This window comes from Burkholderia sp. HI2500, from assembly GCF_002223055.1.
Lineage (GTDB): Bacteria > Pseudomonadota > Gammaproteobacteria > Burkholderiales > Burkholderiaceae > Burkholderia.
The window spans coordinates 115,454-138,278 of sequence record NZ_NKFL01000004.1; the positions used below are offsets into that span (position 1 = coordinate 115,454).

20 protein-coding genes are annotated in these 22,825 nt (G+C 66.4%); 17 read left to right on the forward strand and 3 right to left on the reverse strand.

The annotated features are described in order from the left end of the window. Positions 1-6 precede the first annotated feature (6 nt). The 6 genes from CFB45_RS03080 to CFB45_RS03105 all read left to right on the forward strand — a co-directional run bounded on the left by CFB45_RS03080 (position 7) and on the right by CFB45_RS03105 (position 6,913). The gene (locus tag CFB45_RS03080) at positions 7-468 is read left to right on the forward strand and encodes an ExbD/TolR family protein (protein WP_069247121.1); all 462 of its coding nucleotides are present in this window, start codon (positions 7-9) and stop codon (positions 466-468) included. A gap of 292 nt (positions 469-760) precedes the next feature. Beyond that, on the forward strand, positions 761-3,355 hold the full coding sequence (leuS, locus tag CFB45_RS03085) for a leucine--tRNA ligase (RefSeq protein WP_089424481.1): 2,595 nt from the start codon (positions 761-763) through the stop codon (positions 3,353-3,355). Between the two features lie 38 nt (positions 3,356-3,393). Further along, positions 3,394-3,948: an LPS-assembly lipoprotein LptE gene (locus tag CFB45_RS03090; RefSeq protein ID WP_069247123.1), complete on the forward strand. Its 555-nt coding sequence runs from the start codon at positions 3,394-3,396 to the stop codon at positions 3,946-3,948. Between the two features lie 18 nt (positions 3,949-3,966). Then, the gene (holA, locus tag CFB45_RS03095; protein ID WP_089424482.1) at positions 3,967-5,061 is read left to right on the forward strand and encodes a DNA polymerase III subunit delta; all 1,095 of its coding nucleotides are present in this window, start codon (positions 3,967-3,969) and stop codon (positions 5,059-5,061) included. Between the two features lie 138 nt (positions 5,062-5,199). Further along, on the forward strand, positions 5,200-6,471 hold the full coding sequence (locus tag CFB45_RS03100) for a glutamate-5-semialdehyde dehydrogenase (RefSeq protein WP_089424483.1): 1,272 nt from the start codon (positions 5,200-5,202) through the stop codon (positions 6,469-6,471). 19 nt (positions 6,472-6,490) lie between these two features. Continuing rightward, on the forward strand, positions 6,491-6,913 hold the full coding sequence (locus tag CFB45_RS03105) for a CopD family protein (protein WP_089424484.1): 423 nt from the start codon (positions 6,491-6,493) through the stop codon (positions 6,911-6,913). Between the two features lie 106 nt (positions 6,914-7,019). Here CFB45_RS03105 and CFB45_RS03110 read toward each other — a convergent pair whose 3' ends face one another. Then, positions 7,020-7,868, reverse strand: a complete 849-nt coding sequence (locus CFB45_RS03110; protein ID WP_089424485.1) for a MurR/RpiR family transcriptional regulator — start codon at positions 7,866-7,868, stop codon at positions 7,020-7,022. 282 nt (positions 7,869-8,150) lie between these two features. On the opposite strand from CFB45_RS03110, the gene edd reads away from it, so the two are divergent. The 4 genes from edd (at position 8,151) to CFB45_RS03135 (ending at position 12,751) form a co-directional block, all read left to right on the forward strand. Then, the gene (gene edd / locus CFB45_RS03115) at positions 8,151-10,007 is read left to right on the forward strand and encodes a phosphogluconate dehydratase (RefSeq protein WP_089424486.1); all 1,857 of its coding nucleotides are present in this window, start codon (positions 8,151-8,153) and stop codon (positions 10,005-10,007) included. A gap of 19 nt (positions 10,008-10,026) precedes the next feature. Continuing rightward, on the forward strand, positions 10,027-10,653 hold the full coding sequence (gene eda / locus CFB45_RS03120; RefSeq protein WP_089424487.1) for a bifunctional 4-hydroxy-2-oxoglutarate aldolase/2-dehydro-3-deoxy-phosphogluconate aldolase: 627 nt from the start codon (positions 10,027-10,029) through the stop codon (positions 10,651-10,653). A 219-nt stretch (positions 10,654-10,872) separates the two neighbouring features. Then, on the forward strand, positions 10,873-12,234 hold the full coding sequence (locus CFB45_RS03130; protein WP_089424488.1) for a GntP family permease: 1,362 nt from the start codon (positions 10,873-10,875) through the stop codon (positions 12,232-12,234). Between the two features lie 13 nt (positions 12,235-12,247). After that, entirely contained in the window at positions 12,248-12,751 is a 504-nt protein-coding gene (locus tag CFB45_RS03135; protein ID WP_089424489.1) for a gluconokinase, read from the forward strand. A gap of 77 nt (positions 12,752-12,828) precedes the next feature. On the opposite strand, the gene CFB45_RS03140 is transcribed toward CFB45_RS03135, so the two are convergent. Then, positions 12,829-13,476 carry a TetR/AcrR family transcriptional regulator gene (locus CFB45_RS03140; RefSeq protein WP_089424490.1) on the reverse strand — a complete coding sequence of 216 codons (648 nt, stop codon included), beginning with the start codon at positions 13,474-13,476 and terminating at the stop codon, positions 12,829-12,831. A gap of 283 nt (positions 13,477-13,759) precedes the next feature. Here CFB45_RS03140 and CFB45_RS03145 point away from each other — a divergent pair, with 283 nt between their 5' ends. Then, positions 13,760-15,181: an NAD(P)/FAD-dependent oxidoreductase gene (locus CFB45_RS03145; RefSeq protein ID WP_089424491.1), complete on the forward strand. Its 1,422-nt coding sequence runs from the start codon at positions 13,760-13,762 to the stop codon at positions 15,179-15,181. A 78-nt stretch (positions 15,182-15,259) separates the two neighbouring features. Here CFB45_RS03145 and purB read toward each other — a convergent pair whose 3' ends face one another. Next, positions 15,260-16,648, reverse strand: a complete 1,389-nt coding sequence (gene purB / locus CFB45_RS03150) for an adenylosuccinate lyase (protein ID WP_043191242.1) — start codon at positions 16,646-16,648, stop codon at positions 15,260-15,262. A 231-nt stretch (positions 16,649-16,879) separates the two neighbouring features. Here purB and CFB45_RS03155 point away from each other — a divergent pair, with 231 nt between their 5' ends. The 6 genes from CFB45_RS03155 to CFB45_RS03180 all read left to right on the forward strand — a co-directional run bounded on the left by CFB45_RS03155 (position 16,880) and on the right by CFB45_RS03180 (position 22,754). Next, on the forward strand, positions 16,880-17,833 hold the full coding sequence (locus tag CFB45_RS03155; RefSeq protein WP_089424492.1) for a LysR substrate-binding domain-containing protein: 954 nt from the start codon (positions 16,880-16,882) through the stop codon (positions 17,831-17,833). A 264-nt stretch (positions 17,834-18,097) separates the two neighbouring features. Beyond that, positions 18,098-19,384, forward strand: a complete 1,287-nt coding sequence (locus CFB45_RS03160; RefSeq protein WP_011350945.1) for a Glu/Leu/Phe/Val family dehydrogenase — start codon at positions 18,098-18,100, stop codon at positions 19,382-19,384. A 252-nt stretch (positions 19,385-19,636) separates the two neighbouring features. After that, a complete protein-coding gene (locus CFB45_RS03165) occupies positions 19,637-20,530 on the forward strand; it encodes a glutamate/aspartate ABC transporter substrate-binding protein (RefSeq protein ID WP_174973240.1) in 894 nt (297 codons plus the stop codon). A gap of 84 nt (positions 20,531-20,614) precedes the next feature. Further along, a complete protein-coding gene (locus CFB45_RS03170) occupies positions 20,615-21,355 on the forward strand; it encodes an amino acid ABC transporter permease (protein WP_089424494.1) in 741 nt (246 codons plus the stop codon). Then, on the forward strand, positions 21,355-22,032 hold the full coding sequence (gene gltK / locus CFB45_RS03175) for a glutamate/aspartate ABC transporter permease GltK (RefSeq protein WP_089424495.1): 678 nt from the start codon (positions 21,355-21,357) through the stop codon (positions 22,030-22,032). Before CFB45_RS03170 ends, gltK begins: the two co-directional genes overlap by 1 nt. After that, entirely contained in the window at positions 22,029-22,754 is a 726-nt protein-coding gene (locus tag CFB45_RS03180; RefSeq protein ID WP_046544940.1) for an amino acid ABC transporter ATP-binding protein, read from the forward strand. The genes gltK and CFB45_RS03180 overlap by 4 nt, the downstream gene beginning before the upstream one ends. The last annotated feature ends 71 nt before the right edge of the window (positions 22,755-22,825 follow it).

Below are 22,825 nucleotides of genomic sequence, written 5' to 3' on the forward strand. Positions count from 1 at the left end.
GCGACCATGGCATTCGGCGGACTCGAGCACCACAAGACGTCCGCGCCGATGGCGGAGATCAACATGACTCCGCTGATCGACGTGATGCTGGTGCTGCTCGTCATCTTCATCATCACCGCGCCGCTGATGACGCACGCGATCCGGCTCGACCTGCCGAAAGTCGCGGCCAGCGTCGCGCGCGACACGCCGCAATCCGTCACCTTGTCGATCGACGACGCGGGCAAGCTGTACTGGGACGACTCACCGGTCGCGCTCGATGCGCTGCCCGCGCGCTTCCGGGCCGCCGCCGCGGGCGGCGCGCCGCCCGAGTTGCGGCTGCGCGCGTCGCGTGCGACCCGCTACGACGTGATCGCGCAGGTGATGGGCGCCGCGCAGGCCGCCGGCCTCACGCGGATCGGCTTCGTGACCGACGTGCCGCCGCAGGCGGGCGGTTCCGCGGCGGCGCCCGCCGTGCCGGCCAACCGCTGAGCGGAGCCGGCGGGCCTGTCCCGGCCACGGGATCGGGCCGCACGCCGCAAGACCGGTCGAATGGGCCGGCGCGGACGGTATAATCAACGTTTTTCCCGGTTGGCAGGCTTTTTTCAGGTAACCCGGAATTTTCCAGGCTACCCGGGCATGCTGCGGGTTACCCGGAAAATGCCCGGCAACCGCGAACAGGTCCGGCTACAGCGAACCTGCAGGTCCGCCGGGCAAGCACGATTTTCGATCCACTCCTGCGCGCGCGCCGTCGCGTCGCTTAAAGCCTAGTCCGAACCACACCATGCACGAGAGATACGTACCCGCCGACGTCGAAGCCGCCGCCCAGGGCGACTGGCGCGCAGCCGACGCCTACAAGACGAAGGAAGATTCGCAGAAGCCGAAGTTCTACTGCGTGTCGATGCTGCCGTACCCGTCCGGCAAGCTGCACATGGGTCACGTGCGCAACTACACGATCAACGACGTGATGTACCGCTATCTGCGGATGAACGGCTACAACACGCTGATGCCGATGGGCTGGGACGCGTTCGGGATGCCGGCCGAGAACGCCGCGATGGCGAACGGCGTGCCGCCCGCGAAGTGGACCTACGACAACATCGACTACATGAAGGGCCAGATGCAGTCGATGGGCCTCGCGATCGACTGGTCGCGCGAAATCGCGACGTGCAAGCCCGACTACTACAAGTGGAACCAGTGGCTGTTCCTGAAGATGCTCGAAAAGGGCATCGCGTACAAGAAGACGGGCACCGTGAACTGGGACCCGGTCGACCAGACCGTGCTCGCGAACGAGCAGGTGATCGACGGCCGCGGCTGGCGGTCGGGCGCGCTCGTCGAGAAGCGCGAGATCCCGATGTACTACCTGCGCATCACGCAGTACGCGGATGAGCTGCTGAACGACCTCGACGGCCTCGGCTGGCCCGAGCGCGTGAAGATCATGCAGCAGAACTGGATCGGCAAGAGCTTCGGCGTGAACTTCGGCTTCCCGTACGAACTCGACGGCGAGAAGAAGCTGCTGCGCGTGTTCACGACGCGTGCCGACACGATCATGGGCGTCACGTTCTGCGCGATCGCGGCCGAGCATCCGCTCGCCACGCGCCTCGCGCAGGACAAGCCCGAGCTGCTCGCGTTCATCGACGAATGCAAGCGCGGCGGCGTCGCCGAGGCTGACGTCGCGACGATGGAGAAGAAGGGCGTCGCGACGGGCTTCTCGGTCACGCATCCGCTGACCGGCGAGCCGGTCGAGGTGTGGATCGGCAACTACGTGCTGATGAGCTATGGCGAAGGCGCGGTGATGGGCGTGCCGGGCCACGACGAGCGCGATTTCGCGTTCGCGAAGAAATACGACCTGCCGATCAAGCAGGTGATCTCGGCCGAAGGCCAGCAGTACTCGCTCGACGCCTGGCAGGAGTGGTACGGCGACAAGGAAACCGCGGTCTGCGTGAACAGCGGCAAGTACGACGGCCTGCACTATGCGGAAGCCGTCGACGCGGTCGCGGCCGACCTGAACGCCGGCGGCTTCGGCGACAAGCAGGTCACGTGGCGCCTGCGCGACTGGGGCGTGTCGCGCCAGCGCTACTGGGGCACGCCGATCCCGATCATCCACTGCCCGTCGTGCGGCGACGTGCCGGTGCCCGAGCAGGATCTGCCCGTCGTGCTGCCGGAAGACCTCGTGCCGGACGGCTCGGGCAACCCGCTCGCGAAGTCGGAAGCGTTCCTGAACTGCACGTGCCCGAAGTGCGGCGCGGCGGCCAAGCGCGAAACCGACACGATGGACACCTTCGTCGATTCGTCGTGGTACTTCTCGCGCTACACGGCGCCGGACGCCGAGACGATGGTCGACGCGCGCACCGACTACTGGATGCCGATGGACCAGTACATCGGCGGCATCGAGCACGCGATCCTGCACCTGCTGTATTCGCGCTTCTGGACCAAGGTGATGCGCGACCTCGGCCTCGTGAAGTTCGGCGAGCCGGCGAAGAACCTGCTCACGCAGGGCATGGTGCTGAACGAGACGTACTACCGCGAGGACGCATCGGGCAAGAAGACCTGGTACAACCCGCTCGACGTGACGGTCACGCACGACGACAAGGGCCGCCCGGTCGGCGCGACGCTGAACGCGGACGGCCAGCCGGTCGTGCTCGGCGGCATCGAGAAGATGTCGAAGTCGAAGAACAACGGTGTCGATCCGCAGCTGTTGATCGACCAGTACGGCGCGGATACCGCGCGCCTGTTCACGATGTTCGCCGCGCCGCCCGAGCAGCAGCTCGAGTGGTCGGGTGCGGGCGTCGAGGGCGCGAGCCGCTTCCTGCGCCGCGTGTGGAGCTTCGGCGCGACGAACCGCGAAGCGCTCGCCGCGCGCGCGGGCTTCGATGCGGCCGCGCTCGGTGACGCCGACAAGGCGCTGCGCCGCGAGATCTACAGCGTGCTGAAGCAGGCCGATTTCGACTACCAGCGCCTGCAGTACAACACGGTCGTGTCGGCCGCGATGAAGATGCTGAACGCGATCGACGGTGCGAAGGGCGCGACGCCCGGCGTGCTGCGTGAAACGTACGGCGTGCTGCTGCGCGTGCTGTACCCGGTCGTGCCGCACGTCACGTTCGAGCTGTGGAAGGCGCTGGGCTATGCGGACGAATTCGGCCCGCTGCTCGACGCACCGTGGCCGAAGGTCGACGAGGCCGCGCTCGAGCAGGCCGAGATCGAACTCGTGCTGCAGGTGAACGGCAAGGTGCGCGGCGCGCTGAAGGTGGCGAAGGACGCGAGCCGCGAGGCGATCGAAGCCGCGGCAGTGGCCGACGACGCGTTCGCGAAGTTCAGCGACGGCAAGCCGGCGAAGAAGATCGTCGTCGTGCCGGGCCGCCTCGTGAACATCGTCGTCTGACGGCCGCTGGCCATCGGACGTACCCAGAAGGAGCGAAGGTGATCCGCAGATCGTTTTTGATGCTCGCTGTCGGCAGCGCGGTTGCGCTGTCGGCATGCGGCTTCCAGTTGCGCGGCCAGCAGGACTACGCGTTCAAGCACCTGCTGATCGCCGGCGCGCCGGCGCCGGTCGAGGCGCGTCTCGTGCGCCTCGTCGAGGCCGGCAGCGACACGAAGATCGTCAAGTCGGCGGACGACGCCGACGCCGTGCTGACCATGTGGGAATCGCGTGGCCAGAACACGCTGACGCTCAACAAGTACGGTTCGGCGCAGGAATACGCGCTCTTCTATACGTTGCGTTATCAGTTGACGAGCAAGGACGGCACCGTGCTGATCCCGCCGAGCGCGATCGCGCTGAACCGCGCGATGACGTACAGCGATCAGTACACGAACGCGAAGGCGCAGGAAGCGGACCTCCTGTACGCCGACATGCAGAGCGACGCGGTCGACCAGCTGATGCGGCGTCTCGCGATCGTCCATTCGCTGACGCCGGCGCCGGAAGACGTGGTGCCGGGCGTCGCACCGCGCGCGCCGCTGCCGCCGCCGCCGCTCTGATCGACGGCGCACGTATCGATGCAACTGCGACTTGATGCGCTGGAGCCGCACCTCGCGAAGGGGTTGGCCGGGCTCTATACCGTCTACGGCGACGAGCCGCTGCTCGCGCAGGAAGCGTGCGACCGCATTCGTGCGGCCGCGCGCGCGGGCGGCTTCACCGAGCGTTCGGTGCATACGGTCGAGCGCGGCTTCGACTGGAGCGTGCTGCTCGGCGCGACCCAGGCGATGTCGCTGTTCGGCGAGCGCCAGCTGATCGAGCTGCGCATTCCGTCGGGCAAGCCCGGCAAGGAAGGCGCCGATGCGCTGAAGACGCTCGCGGCCACGCCGAACCCCGACGCGCTGATGCTCGTCACGCTGCCGCGTCTCGACGCGGCCACGCAGAAATCCGCGTGGTTCACCGCGCTGCAGAACGGCGGCGTCGCGCTGAAGATCGATCCGGTCGACCGCGCGCAGCTGCCGAACTGGATCGGCCAGCGCCTCGCGCTGCAGGGCCAGCGCGCCGCGCCCGGCGAGGACGGGCGGCGCGCGCTGCAGTTCATCGCCGAGCGCGTCGAAGGCAACCTGCTCGCCGCACACCAGGAAATCCAGAAGCTCGGGCTGCTGTATCCGCAGGGTGCGCTGTCGTTCGAGCAGGTGCACGACGCGGTGCTGAACGTTGCGCGTTACGACGTCTTCAAGCTGAACGAAGCCATGCTCGCCGGCGACGCCGCGCGGCTCGCGCGGATGATCGACGGGCTGAAGGGCGAGGGCGAGGCGATCGTGCTCGTGATGTGGGCCGTCGTCGAGGAATTGCGCACGCTGCTGCGGATCAAGCGCGGCACGACGGCCGGCAAGCCGCTGGCAACGCTGCTGCGCGAGAACCGCGTGTGGGGGCCGCGCGAGCGGCTGATCGGTCCCGCGCTGAATCGCGTGTCCGAAGCCGTGCTCGAGAAGGCGCTCGCATTTGCCGCGAAGCTCGACCGTCAGGTCAAGGGGCTCACGGCCGTCGCGCCGGGCCGCCGTACGCAGGACGAACCGCCGCCCGATCCGTGGGACGGGCTGTTCCAGCTCGCGATGACGGTGGCCGGTGCCCGCGGCGAGCGACCGCCGACCGCGGGGCGCGTGCGACGCTAAGTCCCGTTCGGGCCTTCAGCGCGCGCTGCGCAACCCGCTTACAATGTTTCGATGGCTGGCGCGGCCTTCCGGCCGCCGCCGCTCACGCTTCCCCACGAATTCATGCCGCCCCGCGCGGCGCGCTTCTCGAGTCACACGATGGATATCGATCAGTACATGACCGACCTGGGCCGTCGCGCCCGGCACGCTTCCCGCGCGATGGCGCGCGCCAGCACGGCGGCGAAGAACGCGGCGCTCGACGCCGTGGCGCGCGCGATCGAACGCGACGCACAGGTGCTGAAGGACGCGAATGCGCGCGATGTCGCCCGTGCCCGTGAAAAGGGGATGGATGCCGCGTTCGTCGATCGCCTGACGCTGTCGGACAAGGCGCTGAAGACGATGGTCGAGGGCTTGCGCCAGGTGGCGTCGCTGGCCGATCCGATCGGCGAGATCAGCAACCTCAAGTACCGCCCGAGCGGCATCCAGGTCGGCCAGATGCGCGTGCCGCTCGGCGTGATCGGCATCATCTACGAATCGCGCCCGAACGTGACGATCGACGCGGCGGCGCTGTGCCTGAAGTCGGGCAACGCGACGATCCTGCGCGGCGGCTCCGAGGCGCTCGAATCGAACGCGGCGCTCGCGAAGCTGATCGGCGAAGGGCTCGAGGCAGCCGGCCTGCCGCAGGACGCGGTGCAGGTCGTCGCGACGGCCGATCGCGCGGCGGTCGGCAAGCTGATCACGATGACCGAGTACGTCGACGTGATCGTGCCGCGCGGCGGCAAGAGCCTGATCGAGCGCCTGATCAACGAGGCGCGCGTGCCGATGATCAAGCACCTCGACGGCATCTGCCACGTGTACGTCGACGATCGCGCCGATCTCGCCAAGGCGCTGACCGTCTGCGACAACGCGAAGACGCACCGCTACGGCACCTGCAACACGATGGAGACGCTGCTCGTCGCGAGCGGCGTCGCGGCGACGCTGCTGCCGCCGCTCGGCAAGCTGTATCGCGACAAGCAGGTCGAACTGCGCGTCGACGCGGCCGCACGCGCGGTGCTCGCCGATGCGGGCGTCGGCCCGCTCGTCGATGCCACCGTGGAAGACTGGCACACCGAGTATCTCGCGCCGGTGCTCGCGATCAAGGTCGTCGACGGCCTCGACGCCGCGATCGAGCACATCAACCATTACGGCTCGCACCACACGGACGCGATCGTCACCGAGGATCACGACCGCGCGATGCGGTTCCTGCGCGAGGTCGATTCGGCGAGCGTGATGGTCAACGCATCGACGCGCTTCGCGGACGGCTTCGAATTCGGCCTCGGCGCGGAAATCGGCATCTCGAACGACAAGCTGCACGCACGCGGCCCCGTCGGCCTGGAAGGCTTGACGTCGCTGAAGTACGTCGTGCTCGGACACGGCGAAGGCCGCCAATAAACAGCGAGGCGCACAATCGATGGCGATGCTCTGGGTCAAGACGTTCCATATCGTTCTGATCGCCGCGTGGTTTGCAGGGTTGTTCTACCTGCCGCGCATCTACGTGAACCTGGCCATGGAAACCGATCCGGCCGCCGTGCGTCGCCTGCTGCTGATGGCGCGCAAGCTGTTCCGCTTCATGACGATGATCGCAGTGCCGGCGCTGGCCTGCGGGCTGTGGCTCTGGCTGTCGATCGGCATCGGGCAGGGGCAGGGCTGGATTCATGCGAAGGTGACGGTCGTGCTGCTGCTGATCGTCTATCACGCGTATTGCGGGTATCTGCTGCGGGTGTTCGAGCGCGGCGAGAACCGCCGCACCGACAAGTGGTATCGCGTGTTCAACGAGCTGCCGGTGCTCGGCATGCTCGCGGCGGTCGCGCTGGTCGTGATCAAGCCGTTCTGAGCGGCATCGCCGGCGAGGTTGCCGGCGATGCCTGATAGGCAAACGGCGCCCTGCGGGGCGCCGTTTGTCGTTTACGGTTTCTGTGCGCAGTCGGCGCAGCGTCTGCTCAATCCTTCGTGCCGTCGTCGATCCGGCGGCGCGTGATCGCCTCCTTCGCGCGGCCGACCCGTTCCATCAGCGCGGGGCCGCGTGACAGCGCGACGCCGACCGCGAGGATGTCGCCGATCGCGAGATGCGACATCCGCGACGTCATCGGCGAGAACACGTCCGTTTCCTCCGCGACGTTCGACGCGAGACTCACCGTCGCGAGCTTCGCGAGCGGCGAATGGCTCTGCGTGATCGCGACGACCTTCGCGCCGCATGCGAGCGCGGAGCGCGCGGCGTCGACGATGTCACGCGTGCGGCCGGTGTTCGAGATCGCGACGACGACGTCGTGCGGGCCGAGCAGCGCCGACGACATCGAGAACGTGTGCGGATCCGAATACGCGACGCTCGGCACGCCGAGCCGGAAGAACTTGTGCTGGATGTCCTGCGCGGCGATGCCCGAGCCGCCGGCGCCGTAGAACTCGATCCGCGACGCGTTCGACAGCAGCCCGATCGCCTCGGCGACGCTGCCGGCGGACAGGCTGTTGCGCACCTCGATCAGTGCACCGATCGTGCGGTCGAACACCTTGCCGATGATGCCGGGCGCCGGTTCGTCGGGCTCGACGTCGCGATAGACCGACGACACGCCCGGCGCGACGCTCTGCGCGAGCCGGATCTTGAATTCGCGAAAGCCGCTACAGCCGAGCGCCTGGCAGAAGCGGGCGATCGTCGGCTGGCTGACGCCCGCGCGCGTCGACAGCTCGGTCATCGCGAGGTCGAGCACCTCGCGCGGCGCGGCGAGGATGTAGTCGGCGAGCTTGCGCTCGGACGGGCGCAACTCGGCGCGGATCGCTTCAATGCGGGGCAGCATGGGACGGCAGGCAGAAATCGGGTTCGGATGAGCGAGTGTATCGCAATCGAATTGTAGAAAATCTACAAGAAAATACTAGCGTGGGCGCAGTACTTTCAGTGAGGTGGGTTAGGGTTTTCACTAGGTTGCGCCTTACTGGTAGCGGGAATGGGGGTTGCGGGTCGACGAATCCGCATTGCATGCTTGTAGTTTTTCTACTAGACTGGCTTCGTTCTGTCGACGCATTCGACCGTCCCCACGATTCCAACCGCCGGTGTCGGCCGGCATACAGGAGCGCCCAGCATGACGTCGCTGCACCCCACTCTGGCGAAGGTCACCGAACGCGTGATCGCCCGCAGCCAATCGACCCGTTCCGCCTATCTGCAGCGCATCGACGGCGCGCAGGGCAAGTTCCCGGCACGCGGCGCGCTATCGTGCGCGAACCTCGCGCACGGCTTCGCCGGCCTCGAGGGTAACGACAAGTTCTCGATCAAGGCGATCCGCGAGCCGAACATCGGCATCGTGTCCTCGTACAACGAGATGCTGTCCGCGCATGCGCCGTACAAGGAGTTCCCCGAGATCATCAAGGCGGCCGCGCGCGAGAACGGCGGGGTCGCGCAGTTCGCGGGCGGCGTGCCGGCGATGTGCGACGGCGTCACGCAGGGCAACCCGGGGATGGAGCTGTCGCTGTTCTCGCGCGAGGCGATCGCGATGGGCACGGCGATCGCGCTCACGCACAACATGTTCGACGCGGCGCTCTGCCTCGGCATCTGCGACAAGATCGTGCCGGGTTTGCTGATCGGCGCGCTGCAGTTCGGCCACCTGCCGACGATCTTCGTGCCGGCCGGCCCGATGACGAGCGGCCTGTCGAACGACGACAAGGCGAAGATCCGCCAGCAGTTCGCGACCGGCCAGGTCGGCCGCGACGCGCTGCTCGAAGCCGAATCCGCCGCCTATCACGGCCACGGCACCTGCACGTTCTACGGCACCGCGAACAGCAACCAGATGCTGATGGAGCTGATGGGGCTGCATCTGCCGGGCTCGGCATTCGTCCACCCGCACACGCCGCTGCGCACCGCGCTCACCGCCGAGGCTGCGCGCCGCGTGCTCGACCTGACCGTCGAGCGCGGCCACTACACGCCGATCGGCCACGTGATCGACGAGAAGGCGATCGTCAACGGGATCGTCGCGCTGCTCGCGACGGGCGGCTCGACCAACCACACGCTGCACCTCGTCGCGATCGCGCGCGCGGCCGGCATCCTGATCGACTGGAACGATTTCGACGAACTGTCGGCCGTCGTGCCGCTGCTCGCGAAGATCTACCCGAACGGCAAGGCCGACGTGAACCATTTCCACGCGGCGGGCGGCGTGGCCTTCCTGGTACGCAACCTGCTCGAAGGCGGGCTGCTGCACGAGGACGTGACGACGGTCGCCGGCAAGGGTCTCGCGCACTACACGAAGGAGCCGAAGCTGATCGACGGCAAGCTGACGTGGGTCGACGGCGCGGCCGAGAGCCACGACACGAAGGTGCTGCGCGGCATCCGCGACCCGTTCCAGCCGGACGGTGGCCTGCGCCTGATGCAGGGCCGCCTCGGCCGCGGCGTGATCAAGATTTCGGCGGTCGCGCCCGAGCACCGCAAGGTGACGGCGCCCGCGATCGTGTTCGATTCGCAGGAGGCCGTGCAGGAAGCATTCGATCGCGGCGAGCTGAAGCGCGATTTCGTCGCGGTGGTGCGCTTCCAGGGCGCGCGCGCGAACGGGATGCCCGAGCTGCACCGTTTGACGCCGCTGCTCGGCGTGCTGCAGGATCAGGGCTTCCACGTCGCGCTGGTTACCGACGGCCGCATGTCGGGCGCGTCGGGCAAGGTGCCGGCCGTGATCCACGTATCGCCGGAAGCGCTGCTGGCCGGCCCGCTCGGCAAGGTGAAGACGGGCGATACGCTCGTGATCGACGCGGAAGCCGGCGTGCTCGACATCGAGGTCGACGCCGCCGAGTGGCAGGCGCGCCCGGTCGCGCAGCCGCTGCACCAGGCCGAGAACGAGGTCGGTTTCGGGCGTGAACTGTTCGGCGTGTTCCGCGCGGCCGCCGCGCCGGCCGAGCAGGGCGCATCGGTTTTCGGCGCGCTGGTCGGCGAAACGGCCGCCCACGTCGCCGCATGAATTTCAAGGAGCCAATTCAATGAAGACGATTGCTGAAATCGTGAAGCTGGGCCCGGTCATCCCGGTGCTCGCATTCGACTCGGTCGAGCAGGGCGAACACGTGTCGCGTGCGCTGCACGCAGGCGGCGTGAAGGTGCTCGAGATCACGCTGCGCACGCCGGCCGGCCTGGAAGCGATCCAGCGCGCCAGCCAGCTCGCGGACGACATCGTCGTCGGCGTCGGCACGATCACGAAGCCCGAGCATTGCGAGCAGGCCAAGCGCGCGGGCGCGAAGTTCGGCGTGTCGCCGGGCCTGACGAAGGAGCTGCACCTCGCGTCGCTCGACGCGGGCCTGCCGCTGCTGCCGGGCGTGATGACGCCGAGCGACATCATCCAGGCGCTCGAATTCGGCTACGAGATCGTGAAGTTCTTCCCCGCGCAGCAAGCGGGCGGCGTGCCGATGCTGCAGGCGTTCCACGGCCCGTTCCCGGCGCTGAAGTTCTGCCCGACCGGCGGCATCACCGTCGAAACCGCGCCGAATTTCCTGAAACTGCCGAACGTCGTGTGCGTCGGCGGCTCGTGGCTCACGCCGAAAGCCGCGCTCGCCGCGCAGGACTGGGCCGAAGTCACGCGCCTCGCGCAAGCCGCGAGCCAGCTTTCCCGATAAGACTTGTACGAGATGACGGTTTGACCCTCGGAAAGCGAGCCTTAGTGCTTGTTTTACCGAGGGTTTTTGCTGATGGAACCGGTTCTATCCGTGGACCGTAAAGATAAGTAAAATTCAGCGTCCTGACGGGGTGGGTACCCCCCGTGTTTCGGAGACCTGCATAGCCGGGCATACTCGCAACAGCTCGCCCGGTTCGAACAATTCTAGGAGGAGTGCCACATGGGGGCTGTCCAAGGCAGCATGCTGCTCGTATTCACGCTGATCGCGATTGCCGCGCTGATCCTGATGATCGCGCGCTACAAGATCTACCCGTTCCTGGTGCTGATCATCGTGTCGCTCGGCCTCGGCCTGGCCGTCGGCATGCCGATGGACAAGATCGTCAAGTCGTTCGAGACGGGCACCGGCGGTACGCTCGGCCACATCGCGATCGTCGTCGGCCTCGGCACGATGCTCGGCAAGATGATGGCCGAATCGGGCGGCGCCGAACGGATCGCGACCACGCTGATCGACTGGTTCGGTGAAAAGAACATCCACTGGGCGATGATGTTCGTCGCGATCATCGTCGGCCTGCCGGTGTTCTTCGAAGTCGGCTTCGTGCTGCTGATCCCGATCGCGTTCAACGTCGCGAAGCGCACCGGCAAGTCGCTGCTCGTCGTCGGCCTGCCGATGGTGGCCGGCCTGTCCGTCGTGCACGGCCTGATCCCGCCGCACCCGGCCGCGCTGCTGGCCGTTCAGCAATACGGCGCCGATATCGGCAAGACGATCGCGTTCGGCCTGATCGTCGGCGTGCCGACCGCGATCATCGCGGGCCCGCTGTTCGCGCTGACGATCTCGAAGTTCGTGAAGCTGCCGGAGAACAACCCGCTCGCCGCGCAGTTCGTCGACTCGCGCGCGAACGGTGAAAAGCGCGAACTGCCGAGCTTCGGCATCACGCTGTTCACGATCCTGCTGCCCGTCGTGCTGATGCTCGTCGGCAGCTGGGCCGACCTGGTGTTCACGCCGAAGTCGCTGCCGAACAACCTGCTGCGCTTTGCCGGCAACTCGGACGTCGCGCTGCTGATCGCCGTGCTCGTGAGCTTCTTCACGTTCGGCAAGCTGCAGGGCTTCAACCGCGACCAGATCCAGAAGTTCTGCGGCGAATGCCTGGCACCGATCGCGGGCATCACGCTGATCGTCGGCGCGGGCGGCGGCTTCGGCGGCGTCCTGCGCGACAGCGGGATTTCGCAGCAGATCGTCGAGACCGCGAAGCACGCGCACCTGTCGCCGCTGCTGCTCGGCTGGTTCGTCGCCGCGCTGATGCGTCTCGCGACGGGTTCGGCGACGGTCGCGATGACGACGGCCTGCGGCATCGTCGCGCCGATCGCGGCGGCGTCCGGCGCGGCGGTCAGCCCGGAACTGCTGGTGCTCGCCACCGGCTCGGGCTCGCTGATCTTCTCGCACGTGAACGACGGCGGCTTCTGGCTGATCAAGGAATACTTCGGGATGACGGTCGGTCAGACGTTCAAGACCTGGTCGTTGCTCGAAACGATCATCTCGGTGCTCGGCCTCGGCTTTACACTGCTGCTGAGCATGGTTCTGTAACAAGGGGTAGTCAATGATTCTGATCGCAATGGGCGTGTCGGGCGCCGGCAAGTCGCTGATCGGCGAAATGCTGGCGGAACGCCTGTCGTGCAGCTATACCGATGGCGACGCGTTTCACAGCGCGGCGAACAAGGAAAAGATGCACCACGGCATTCCGCTGACCGACGACGACCGCTGGCCGTGGCTGCGCACGATCCGCGCGGCCATCGAGGAAAAGCAGCGTGCCGGTGAGACGGCCGTGTTCACGTGCTCGTCGCTGAAGCGGTCGTACCGCGACGTGCTGCGCGGCACCGACACCGACGTGCGGTTCGTGTATCTGAAGGGTTCGTTCGAGGTGTTGCACGAGCGCCTGAAGAGCCGCACCGGCCATTTCTTCGATCCGTCGCTGCTGAAGAGCCAGCTGGACACGCTCGAGGAGCCGGGCCCGGACGAAGCGATCGAGGTCAGCATCGAGCTGACGCCCGAGCAGATCGTCGATCAGGTCATGCTGAAGATCGGCATCGCGCAGCAGCACTGAGCGCGGTTCGCGGCAATCGTCATGGAAAAGGCGCCTTCGGGCGCCTTTTTCGTTGGCGGCTCGTCTTCGCGGGCCGGTCAGGCCGCGGGCGCCTGCTTCGCGATGCCGTCGAGCAGCACGTCGAGCATCGTGTCGTGCACGGCGGCCGGATCGAGCTGCGCATAGAGCGGGGCGGCCGCCTTGACGAGCGGATGCGCGGCGTCGGACAGCGCTGCCATTTCCGCGAGCTCGACGTCGTTCGCGGCGCGCGTGAGGCCGCCGGCTTCGGCCGCGGCCAGCCCGATCACGCTCGCATACCAGCCGACGCACACCGACGGCAGCGCCGCGCGCGGGATGCCGGCGTCGGCCAGCGCGCGATGCACGGCCTCGATGTGCGCGAGATCGGCCGGCCCGGTGCTCATGTGCCGCTGCAGCAGCGCGAACGCCGCCGGGTAGCGCAGCGCGAGCGCGCGGTACTGGCGAGCGAGGTCGCGCAGCCGTTCGCGCCACGGCAGCGCGGCGTCGACCGGCACGAGCGAGCGCGACAGCGCGTTCGCGATCGCACGGCTCAGGCCTTCCTTCGACTTGAAGTGGTACAGCACGCTCATCGGGTCGCAGCCGACCGACTGCGCGAGCTTGCGCACGCTGAACGCGGCTTCGCCGACGTCTTCGAGCAGCGCGAGCGCGGCCGCGACGATCGCATCCTTGTCGAGGCCGCGCGGGCCCTGGGCGGGTTTGTCTTTCATCGATGCGGGCTGGCGAGCCGGTGCGGCACCGGCTGTAAACTTGACGAAAGCTTATTCTACACTGTAGAATTATTTCTGCGGTGTAGAAATTGGGTGTCCCGGCACCTTTCAATACGTGCTTTCGCACAGTCCGGGATCCAGGCGGCACGAGCGTGCCGCCGTCAACACGGGCCATCACGCCCCTTTTCTCGTTGACACCCATGTGGAACCGGCTGCCCCACCCGCGAAGCCTCGACGCAACGAGGCCCTTCGACAGGCGGCCCAAGACCATGCAAGTGCAATCATGACTTTCAACAATCCATCCCTGATCCAGGGCGAATCGCGTTTCGAACAAACGCAACTGAACATCGAAAAAGACAACTGGAACTGGTGCGACCCGGCCCGCTACGACGGCGAGCGCCCGGCGAACTGGTATGAAGCGTCGCTGTCACGCCACGCGAACAGCGCGCCGCTCGCGCACGACGCCGTCTGCGACGTGCTCGTGATCGGCGCGGGCCTGCTCGGCGCATCGGCCGCCCTGCATCTCGCGGAAGCGGGTGTCGACACGATCCTCGTCGACAAGCACCACGTCGGCTCGGCCGCATCGGGCCGCAACGGCGGGCAGCTCACGCCCGGCCTCGCGCGCTGGGAAGCCGCCGACATGATCGACTACCTGTCCCACGACGACGCGAAGCGGCTGTGGCGCTTCGCGTCGGCCGAATCGATGGACCTGATCGATGCGATCGGCGCACGTTACGCGCTCGAGCTCGACCGCAAGCGCGGCCACATCACCGCGGCGGTTCACCCGGGCCACATGAGCGCGCTGCTGGACGGCGCGGATGCGCGCCGTCATCTCGGCGACGCGGGCGTGACGCTCGTCGGCCGCCATCAGCTGCATGACGACTACGTGCGCTCGGGGCTGTACCACGGTGCGGCGATCGACGCGATCGGCGGACAGATTCATCCGCTCGCGCTGGTGCGCGGCCTCGTGCACGGCTTCCGGCTGAACGGCGGCGCGCTGTTCGAGGGCACCGAGGTGCTCGAGCTCGACGAGACGCCGGAGGGCGTCGTCGCGACGACGCCGGGCGGCACGATCACCGCGCGCCGCGGCGTCGTGCTCGCGCTGCACAACACGACGTTCCGGCTGCTCGACGACGGCGCGGCGACCACGGTGCCGTTCTTTACCTACGTGAGCGTGACGGCGCCGCTCGACGTCGACGTCGCGACGCTGATGCCGGCCGGCATGCCCGTGTACGACACGCAGTTCCAGATCGACTATTACCGGCCGGTCCGCGGCAACCGCCTGCTGTTCGGCGGGCAGGGCACCGGCACGTGCTGGGCGCAGCCCGACGTGAACGCGTACCTGCTGACGCGGCTGAACACGGTGTTCCCGCAGCACGACGGCCGTTTCGCGCTCGACTACTGCTGGAGCGGCGTCAGCGACTTCACGCTGAACGGCGCGACCGACAGCCGCAAGACCGACGGCCGTGTGCCGATGTACATGGTGCAGGGCTGGAGCGGCCACGGCGTCGCGCAGACGGTGCGGATCGGCAAGGCGATCTGCGACGATTTCGTCGGCCGTAACGACGATTTCTCGATGCTGACCGGCATCGACCATCGCGCGATTCCGCTCGGCCGCCAGTTGTCGCCGATCGCGATTCCCGCCGCGAAGGCCGCGATGAGTGTGATGAGCGCGCTCAACCCGGGGCGGATGATCTCGTTCTGATGCTGCCGCGGCAGGCAACGAAAAAAGCCCGATGCGAGCAATCGCATCGGGCTTTTTTACGTGCGCAGACGGCGGCGCTTACGCGATCCGCTTCGCGAGTTCGACGGCCTTGCCGATGTACGACGCGGGCGTCATCGCGAGCAGGAGATCCTTCGCGTCTTGCGGGATCGCGAGCGTGCCGACGAATTCCTGCAGCGCTTCGCGCGTGATGCCCTTGCCGCGCGTCAGTTCCTTCAGCTGCTCGTACGGGTTCTCGATGCCGTAGCGGCGCATCACCGTCTGCACCGGCTCGGCGAGCACTTCCCAGCAGTTGTCGAGGTCTTCGTTCAGGCGCTGCGGATTCACTTCGAGCTTGTCGAGGCCGCGGATCAGCGAGTCGTACGCGAGCAGCGAGTAGCCGAGCGCGACGCCCATGTTGCGCAGCACCGTCGAGTCGGTCAGGTCGCGCTGCCAGCGCGACACCGGCAGCTTGTCGGCGAGGTGGCGCAGCGTCGCGTTCGCGAGGCCGAGGTTGCCTTCCGAGTTCTCGAAGTCGATCGGGTTGACCTTGTGCGGCATCGTCGACGAGCCGATTTCACCGGCCTTCGTCTTCTGCTTGAAGTAGCCGACCGAGATGTAGCCCCACACGTCGCGGTCGAGGTCGAGCAGGATCGTGTTCGCGCGCGCCACGGCGTCGAACAGCTCGGCCATGTAGTCGTGCGGCTCGATCTGGATCGTGTACGGGTTGAACGTGAGCTTCAGGCGGTTCTCGATCACGTCGCGCGAGAACGCTTCCCAGTCGAATTCCGGATACGCCGACAGATGCGCGTTGAAGTTGCCGACCGCGCCGTTCATCTTGCCGAGGATCTCGACCTTCTCGATGCGCGTGATCGCACGGGCGAGGCGGGCCGCGACGTTCGCGAGTTCCTTGCCGAGCGTCGTCGGGCTGGCCGGCTGGCCGTGCGTGCGCGACAGCATCGGCTGCTCGGCGTGCGCGTGCGCGAGTGCGACGAGGCGCTGGTAGACCGTGCGCAGGGCCGGCAGGATCACGTGCTCGCGCGCACCGGCGAGCATCATGCCGTGCGACGTGTTGTTGATGTCTTCCGACGTGCACGCGAAGTGGATGAATTCGCTGGCCTTTTCGAGTTCTTCCTGGCCCTTCACCGATTCCTTCAGCCAGTATTCGACGGCCTTCACGTCGTGGTTCGTCACGCGCTCGATGTCCTTGATGCGGGCGGCGTCGTGCGCGGTGAAGCGCTCGGCGAGCTGCAGCAGGAACTGTTCGGACGCATCGGAGAAGCGCGGGACTTCCGCGAAGCCGGCGCGCGACAGCGCGATCAGCCAGTGCACCTCGACGGTGACGCGGTGGCGCATGAAGGCGGCTTCGGAGAGCCAGTCGCGCAGCGCTTCGGTCTTGCTGGCGTAGCGGCCGTCGATGGGCGAAAGCGCGGTGAGGGCGAAAAGCGTATCGGGACGAGTGTCGGACATGATCGGGCGGGCCTTGGGGCCGGGTCGAGCGAGGGGAGGGAGAATCCGGCATTTTACCATTGGCGCGGGACGATCCCGGCCGCGCGCGGCCGGCGGGCGCCGCCGCGCGCGGATACCGCGCCGGCGCGCGTGCGCGGCAGGGCGCCGGGCCGCTCGCCGCGCCGCCGGCGGGGCCCGCCCGCCGGTAGAATGCAGGCTTCTTCCCGACTGCCGCCCGCCGCGCCCGCCTGCATGGAACTGAAATGGCTCGAAGACTTCGTTTCGCTCGCGGAAACGCGCAGCTTTAGCCGGTCCGCCGAGCTGCGGCACGTGTCGCAGCCGGCGTTTTCGCGGCGCATCCAGGCGCTCGAGGCATGGCTCGCGACCGAACTGATCGATCGTTCGGTCTATCCGACGCGGCTCACGCAGGCCGGGCAGATCTTCTACGAACAGGCGCTGACGATGCTGTCGCAGGCGCACGAGGCGCGCACGCTGCTGCGCGGCCACGTCGGCGCGCCGGTGCCGACGATCGAGTTCGCGGTGCCGCACACGCTGTCGCTCACGTATTTCCCGCGCTGGCTGCAGCGGATCGAGGCGAAGATGGGTCAGGTCCACACGCGGCTGCGCGCGCTGAACGTGCACGATGCGGTGCTGTCGCTCGTCGAGGGGGGCTGCGATCTCGTGATGGGCTACCACCACCCGAGCCATCCGGTCGCGCTCGACCCGGCGCGCTACGACATGCTGATTCTCGGCAGCGAGCCGATCAGCCCGTTCTCGGCGCCGGGCCGCGCGGGGCGGCCGCGCTATACGCTGCCCGGCACGGCCGACGCGCGCGTGCCGTACCTGTCCTATACGCCGAACGCGTATCTCGGCCGGATGACGGAAGTCATCGTCGCGAATGCGACGACACCGCTGTTCCTCGATCGCGTCTACGAGACCGACATGGCCGAAGGGCTGAAGGCGATGGCGCTCGCGGGCCACGGGGTCGCGTTCCTGCCGCACAGCGCGGTCGAGGATGCGGTCGCGGGCGGCCGCCTGATCCGGCTCGACCGGTCGGTGCGCGGCGGCGCGCACCCGTTCACGCTGACGATGGAGATCCGGCTGTACTGCGACAAGCTCGCGCTGCAGGGCGACGATCCCCGCCAGAAGCTCGTGCGTGCGCTGTGGGACGTCGTGCGCGACGAATTGCGCGAAACCGCGGGTTAACCGCGGGCGGTTAACCGCCGGCCTGCTGTCGTCGAGCTTGCGAAGCCTGTCGGACGGCTGTCCGGCGGCCGTCCCGCCGCCAGGAAACACGATTTTTCACGTACGCGATGCACGATCGATCGCGGGCGTTCTTGCGCAAATCGACCGCGGATTTGCGAAAAATCGCGATCATGCAAGAAACGCATAATCGAATAAGCAAACGGCATTGGATAAAAAAAACGGGTTTTTCGACAATGTGCGCACCTGTTGACCGTTGGAGCATCCATGTCTTCGCAATTGCAGTCCATCCCGTCCTACCTGCACGCCGACGATCTCGGCCCGTGGGGCAACTACCTTCAGCAAGTCGATCGCGTCGCGCCGTATCTCGGCTCGCTGTCGCGCTGGCTCGAAACGCTGAAGCGCCCGAAGCGCATCCTGATCGTCGACTGCCCCATCGAGCTCGATAACGGGACCGTCGCGCACTTCGAAGGCTATCGCGTGCAGCACAACGTGTCGCGCGGCCCGGGCAAGGGCGGCGTGCGCTACCACCAGGACGTGACGCTGTCGGAAGTGATGGCACTGTCCGCATGGATGTCGGTCAAGAACGCGGCCGTGAACGTGCCGTACGGCGGCGCGAAGGGCGGTATCCGCGTCGACCCGCGCAAGCTGTCGCGTGGTGAGCTCGAGCGCGTGACGCGCCGCTACACCAGCGAAATCGGCATCATCATCGGCCCGAACACCGACATTCCGGCGCCGGACGTCAACACCAACGAACAGGTGATGGCGTGGATGATGGACACGTACTCGATGAACCAGGGCCAGACGTCGACCGGCGTCGTGACCGGCAAGCCGATCGCGCTCGGCGGTTCGCTCGGCCGCAAGGAAGCAACGGGCCGCGGCGTGTTCGTCGTCGGCAGCGAAGCGGCGAAGAAGAAGGGCCTCGAGATCGAAGGCGCACGCATCGCGGTGCAGGGCTTCGGCAACGTCGGCGGCATCGCGGCGAAGCTGTTCCAGGAAGCGGGTGCGAAGGTGATCGCGGTGCAGGATCACACGGGCACGATCTACCAGCCGGCCGGTCTGGATTCGAACAAGCTGCTCGACCACGTCGCACGCACGGGCGGCGTCGCGGGCTTCGAAGGCGCGGAGCCGATGCCGAATGACGAGTTCTGGACGGTCGAAACCGACATCCTGATCCCGGCGGCACTGGAAAACCAGATCACCGAGAAGAACGCAGGGAAGATCCGCACGAAGATCATCGTCGAAGGCGCGAACGGCCCGACGACGACGGCGGCGGACGACATCCTGACCGCGAACGGCGTGCTGGTGATTCCGGACGTGATCGCGAACGCGGGTGGCGTGACCGTGTCGTACTTCGAATGGGTGCAGGATTTCTCGAGCTTCTTCTGGACGGAAGACGAGATCAACCACCGTCTCGAACGCGTGATGCGCGAAGCGTTCTCCGGCGTGTGGGCGGTCGCGGAAGAGCACAAGGTGTCGGTGCGTACCGCAGCGTTCATCGTTGCGTGCAAGCGCATCCTGATGGCGCGCGAAATGCGCGGCCTGTACCCCTGATCGGCAGTTGCCGATTTCAGATCGGTTGACTACGATCAATCCATGACGCAATCCATCCGGTTGCGTGCATGAACCCTCGCGGGCGGTGCCGAATTCGGCATCGCCCGCGCGCGCATTCAGGCGCCGGAAGGGGCGCCCGAAGCCGGGAGGAAGGCTTCGCGCAGCGCGATTCGTAGTGCGGTAAACAACCAGTACTTTCAAAAATATTACTTTGATACACTGGCGCGGGTTTTAGCCAAGGAGATGACCAAAATGAAATACCAAAAGGCAGTCCTGATGTTCGCGGCGCTTTGCGCGTTCGCAAGCGGCGCGCATGCTCAGGAGACGGGCACGCTGAAGAAGATCAAGGACACGGGCGTGATCGCGCTGGGGCACCGCGAATCGTCGATTCCGTTCTCCTACTACGACCAGAACCAGCAGGTAGTCGGCTATTCGCGCGAATTCCAGCTGAAGGTGGTCGACGCGGTGAAGAAGAAGCTGAACCTGCCGAACCTGCAGGTGAAGAACATTCCGGTCACGTCGCAGAACCGCATCCCGCTCGTGCAGAACGGCACGGTCGACATCGAGTGCGGCTCGACCACCAACAACGCGGAACGCCAGCAGCAGGCCTCGTTCTCCGACACGATCTTCGTGATCGGCACGCGCCTGATGACGAAGAAGGATTCGGGCGTCAAGGATTTCGCCGACCTGAAGGGCAAGACGGTCGTGACCACCGCCGGCACGACGTCGGAGCGCCTGCTGCGCAAGATGAACAACGACAAGCAGCTCGGCATGAACATCATCAGCGCGAAGGATCACGGCGATTCGTTCAATACGCTGGAATCGGGCCGCGCGGTCGCGTTCATGATGGATGACGCGCTGCTCGCGGGCGAACGCGCGAAGGCGAAGCAGCCGGGCGAGTGGGTGATCGTCGGCACGCCGCAATCGGAAGAGGCGTACGGCTGCATGATGCGCAAGGGCGATGCGGACTTCAAGAAGGTCGTCGACGACGCGATCTCGCAAGTCGAGAAGTCGGGCGAAGCCGCGAAGATCTACGCGAAGTGGTTCGAGAACCCGATCCCGCCGAAGGGGCTGAACCTCAACTTCCCGCTGTCCGATTCGATGAAGAAGCTGTACGCGAACCCGAACGACAAGGCGCTCGACTGACCGCACGGCCGTTGATGCAGAAATGACGCTAATGAGACGGAAGAGGCCCCGCTTCTTCCGTCTCTTTTTGCTGGAGTCTTGCCCATGTCTTACCACTGGAACTGGGGCATCTTCCTGAGCCCCGTATCGACCGGCGAGCCGACGACTTATTTCGGATGGCTGATGTCCGGCTTCTGGGTGACCATCGAAGTGTCGCTCGTCGCCTGGGTCATCGCGCTGATCGTCGGTTCGCTGTTCGGCGTGCTGCGCACCGTGCCGAACAAATGGCTGTCCGCGATCGGCACCCTGTACGTGTCGATCTTCCGGAACATTCCGCTGATCGTGCAGTTCTTCATCTGGTATCTCGTGATACCGGAGCTGCTGCCCGCGTCGATCGGCACCTGGATCAAGCAGTTGCCGCCCGCCACGCAGTTCTTTACCGCGTCGATCATCTGTCTCGGCCTGTTCACGGGCGCGCGCGTGTGCGAACAGGTGCGCTCGGGGATCAACGCGCTGCCGAAGGGCCAGCGCGCCGCCGGTCTCGCGATGGGCTTCACGCAATGGCAGACGTACCGCTACGTGCTGCTGCCCGTTGCGTACCGGATCATCGTGCCGCCGCTCACGTCGGAATTCCTGAACATCTTCAAGAACTCCGCCGTCGCGTCGACGATCGGCCTGCTCGACCTGTCCGCGCAGGCGCGCCAGCTCGTCGACTACACCGCGCAGACGTATGAATCGTTCATCGCGGTGACGCTCGCCTACGTGATCATCAACCTCGTCGTGATGGCGTTCATGCGCTGGATCGAAGGCCGTACGCGGCTGCCCGGCTATATCGGAGGCAAGTGATGCATCAGTTCGACTGGAGTAGTATTCCCGGCGCGCTGCCGACGCTGTGGACGGGGGCGGTCGTCACGTTCCAGATCACGCTGATCGCGATCGTGGTCGGGATCGTCTGGGGCACGCTGCTCGCGCTGCTGCGGCTGTCCGGCGTGACGCCGCTCGCATGGTTCGCGAAAGCGTACGTGACGGTGTTCCGTTCGATCCCGCTCGTGATGGTGCTGCTGTGGTTCTTCCTGATCGTGCCGCAGCTGCTGCAGGGCGTGCTCGGGTTGTCGCCGACGATCGACATCCGTCTCGCCTCGGCGATGGTCGCGTTCTCGCTGTTCGAAGCCGCGTATTATTCCGAGATCATCCGCGCCGGCATCCAGGCGGTGCCGCGCGGGCAGGTGAATGCCGCGTTCGCGCTCGGCATGAACTACGCGCAGGCGATGCGCCTCGTGATCCTGCCGCAGGCGTTCCGCGCGATGGTGCCGCTGCTGCTCACGCAGGCGATCGTCCTGTTCCAGGATACGTCGCTCGTGTACGTGATCAGTCTCGCGGACTTCTTCCGCACGGCGGCCAACATCGGCGATCGCGACGGCACGACCGTCGAGATGGTCCTGTTCGCCGGCGCATGCTATTTCGTGATTTGCTCGTTGGCGTCTGCACTCGTCAAGGGTCTCCAGAAAAAGGTCACAAGATGATTTCCATCAAGAACGTTTCGAAGTGGTACGGCCAGTTTCAGGTTCTCACCGACTGCACGACCGAGGTCAAGAAAGGCGAAGTGGTCGTCGTGTGCGGCCCGTCGGGCTCGGGTAAATCCACGCTGATCAAGACCGTGAACGGCCTCGAGCCGTTCCAGCAGGGCGAGATCCTCGTGAACGGCCAGTCGGTCGGCGACAAGAAGACGAACCTGTCGAAGCTGCGCTCGAAGGTCGGGATGGTGTTCCAGCATTTCGAGCTGTTCCCGCACCTGTCGATTACCGAGAACCTGACGCTCGCGCAGATCAAGGTGCTCGGCCGCGGCAAGGACGAGGCGAACGAGAAGGGCATGAAGCTGCTCGACCGAGTCGGCCTGAAGGCGCATGCGCACAAGTTCCCGGGCCAGCTGTCGGGCGGCCAGCAGCAGCGTGTCGCGATCGCGCGCGCGCTGTCGATGGATCCGATCGCGATGCTGTTCGACGAGCCGACGTCCGCGCTCGACCCCGAGATGATCAACGAAGTGCTCGACGTGATGGTCGAACTCGCGCAGGAAGGGATGACGATGATGGTCGTCACGCACGAGATGGGCTTCGCGAAGAAGGTCGCGCACCGCGTGATCTTCATGGACAAGGGCGCGATCGTCGAGGACGACCGCAAGGACGATTTCTTCTCGAATCCGAAATCGGAACGCGCGAAGGACTTCCTCGCGAAGATCCTGCACTGAGCGTTCGCGCGCGTCGGCGCTGCCGATGCGCCGATACGAAAACCGCCCGGCCGAGCGCCGGGCGGTTTTTT

Excerpts from the sequence above, each read along its gene's own strand:
- CFB45_RS03105 (WP_089424484.1), top strand. The coding sequence starts at position 6,491 with ATGGCGATGCTCTGGGTCAAGACGTTCCATATCGTTCTGATCGCCGCG.
- CFB45_RS03140 (WP_089424490.1), bottom strand. The coding sequence starts at position 13,476 with ATGAAAGACAAACCCGCCCAGGGCCCGCGCGGCCTCGACAAGGATGCG.
- CFB45_RS03110 (WP_089424485.1), bottom strand. The coding sequence starts at position 7,868 with ATGCTGCCCCGCATTGAAGCGATCCGCGCCGAGTTGCGCCCGTCCGAG.
- CFB45_RS03165 (WP_174973240.1), top strand. The coding sequence starts at position 19,637 with ATGAAATACCAAAAGGCAGTCCTGATGTTCGCGGCGCTTTGCGCGTTC.
- CFB45_RS03155 (WP_089424492.1), top strand. The coding sequence starts at position 16,880 with ATGGAACTGAAATGGCTCGAAGACTTCGTTTCGCTCGCGGAAACGCGC.
- CFB45_RS03145 (WP_089424491.1), top strand. The coding sequence starts at position 13,760 with ATGACTTTCAACAATCCATCCCTGATCCAGGGCGAATCGCGTTTCGAA.
- CFB45_RS03100 (WP_089424483.1), top strand. The coding sequence starts at position 5,200 with ATGGATATCGATCAGTACATGACCGACCTGGGCCGTCGCGCCCGGCAC.
- CFB45_RS03170 (WP_089424494.1), top strand. The coding sequence starts at position 20,615 with ATGTCTTACCACTGGAACTGGGGCATCTTCCTGAGCCCCGTATCGACC.
- purB (WP_043191242.1), bottom strand. The coding sequence starts at position 16,648 with ATGTCCGACACTCGTCCCGATACGCTTTTCGCCCTCACCGCGCTTTCG.
- CFB45_RS03135 (WP_089424489.1), top strand. The coding sequence starts at position 12,248 with ATGATTCTGATCGCAATGGGCGTGTCGGGCGCCGGCAAGTCGCTGATC.
- CFB45_RS03130 (WP_089424488.1), top strand. The coding sequence starts at position 10,873 with ATGGGGGCTGTCCAAGGCAGCATGCTGCTCGTATTCACGCTGATCGCG.
- edd (WP_089424486.1), top strand. The coding sequence starts at position 8,151 with ATGACGTCGCTGCACCCCACTCTGGCGAAGGTCACCGAACGCGTGATC.
- leuS (WP_089424481.1), top strand. The coding sequence starts at position 761 with ATGCACGAGAGATACGTACCCGCCGACGTCGAAGCCGCCGCCCAGGGC.
- CFB45_RS03180 (WP_046544940.1), top strand. The coding sequence starts at position 22,029 with ATGATTTCCATCAAGAACGTTTCGAAGTGGTACGGCCAGTTTCAGGTT.
- CFB45_RS03080 (WP_069247121.1), top strand. The coding sequence starts at position 7 with ATGGCATTCGGCGGACTCGAGCACCACAAGACGTCCGCGCCGATGGCG.
- holA (WP_089424482.1), top strand. The coding sequence starts at position 3,967 with ATGCAACTGCGACTTGATGCGCTGGAGCCGCACCTCGCGAAGGGGTTG.
- gltK (WP_089424495.1), top strand. The coding sequence starts at position 21,355 with ATGCATCAGTTCGACTGGAGTAGTATTCCCGGCGCGCTGCCGACGCTG.
- CFB45_RS03160 (WP_011350945.1), top strand. The coding sequence starts at position 18,098 with ATGTCTTCGCAATTGCAGTCCATCCCGTCCTACCTGCACGCCGACGAT.
- eda (WP_089424487.1), top strand. The coding sequence starts at position 10,027 with ATGAAGACGATTGCTGAAATCGTGAAGCTGGGCCCGGTCATCCCGGTG.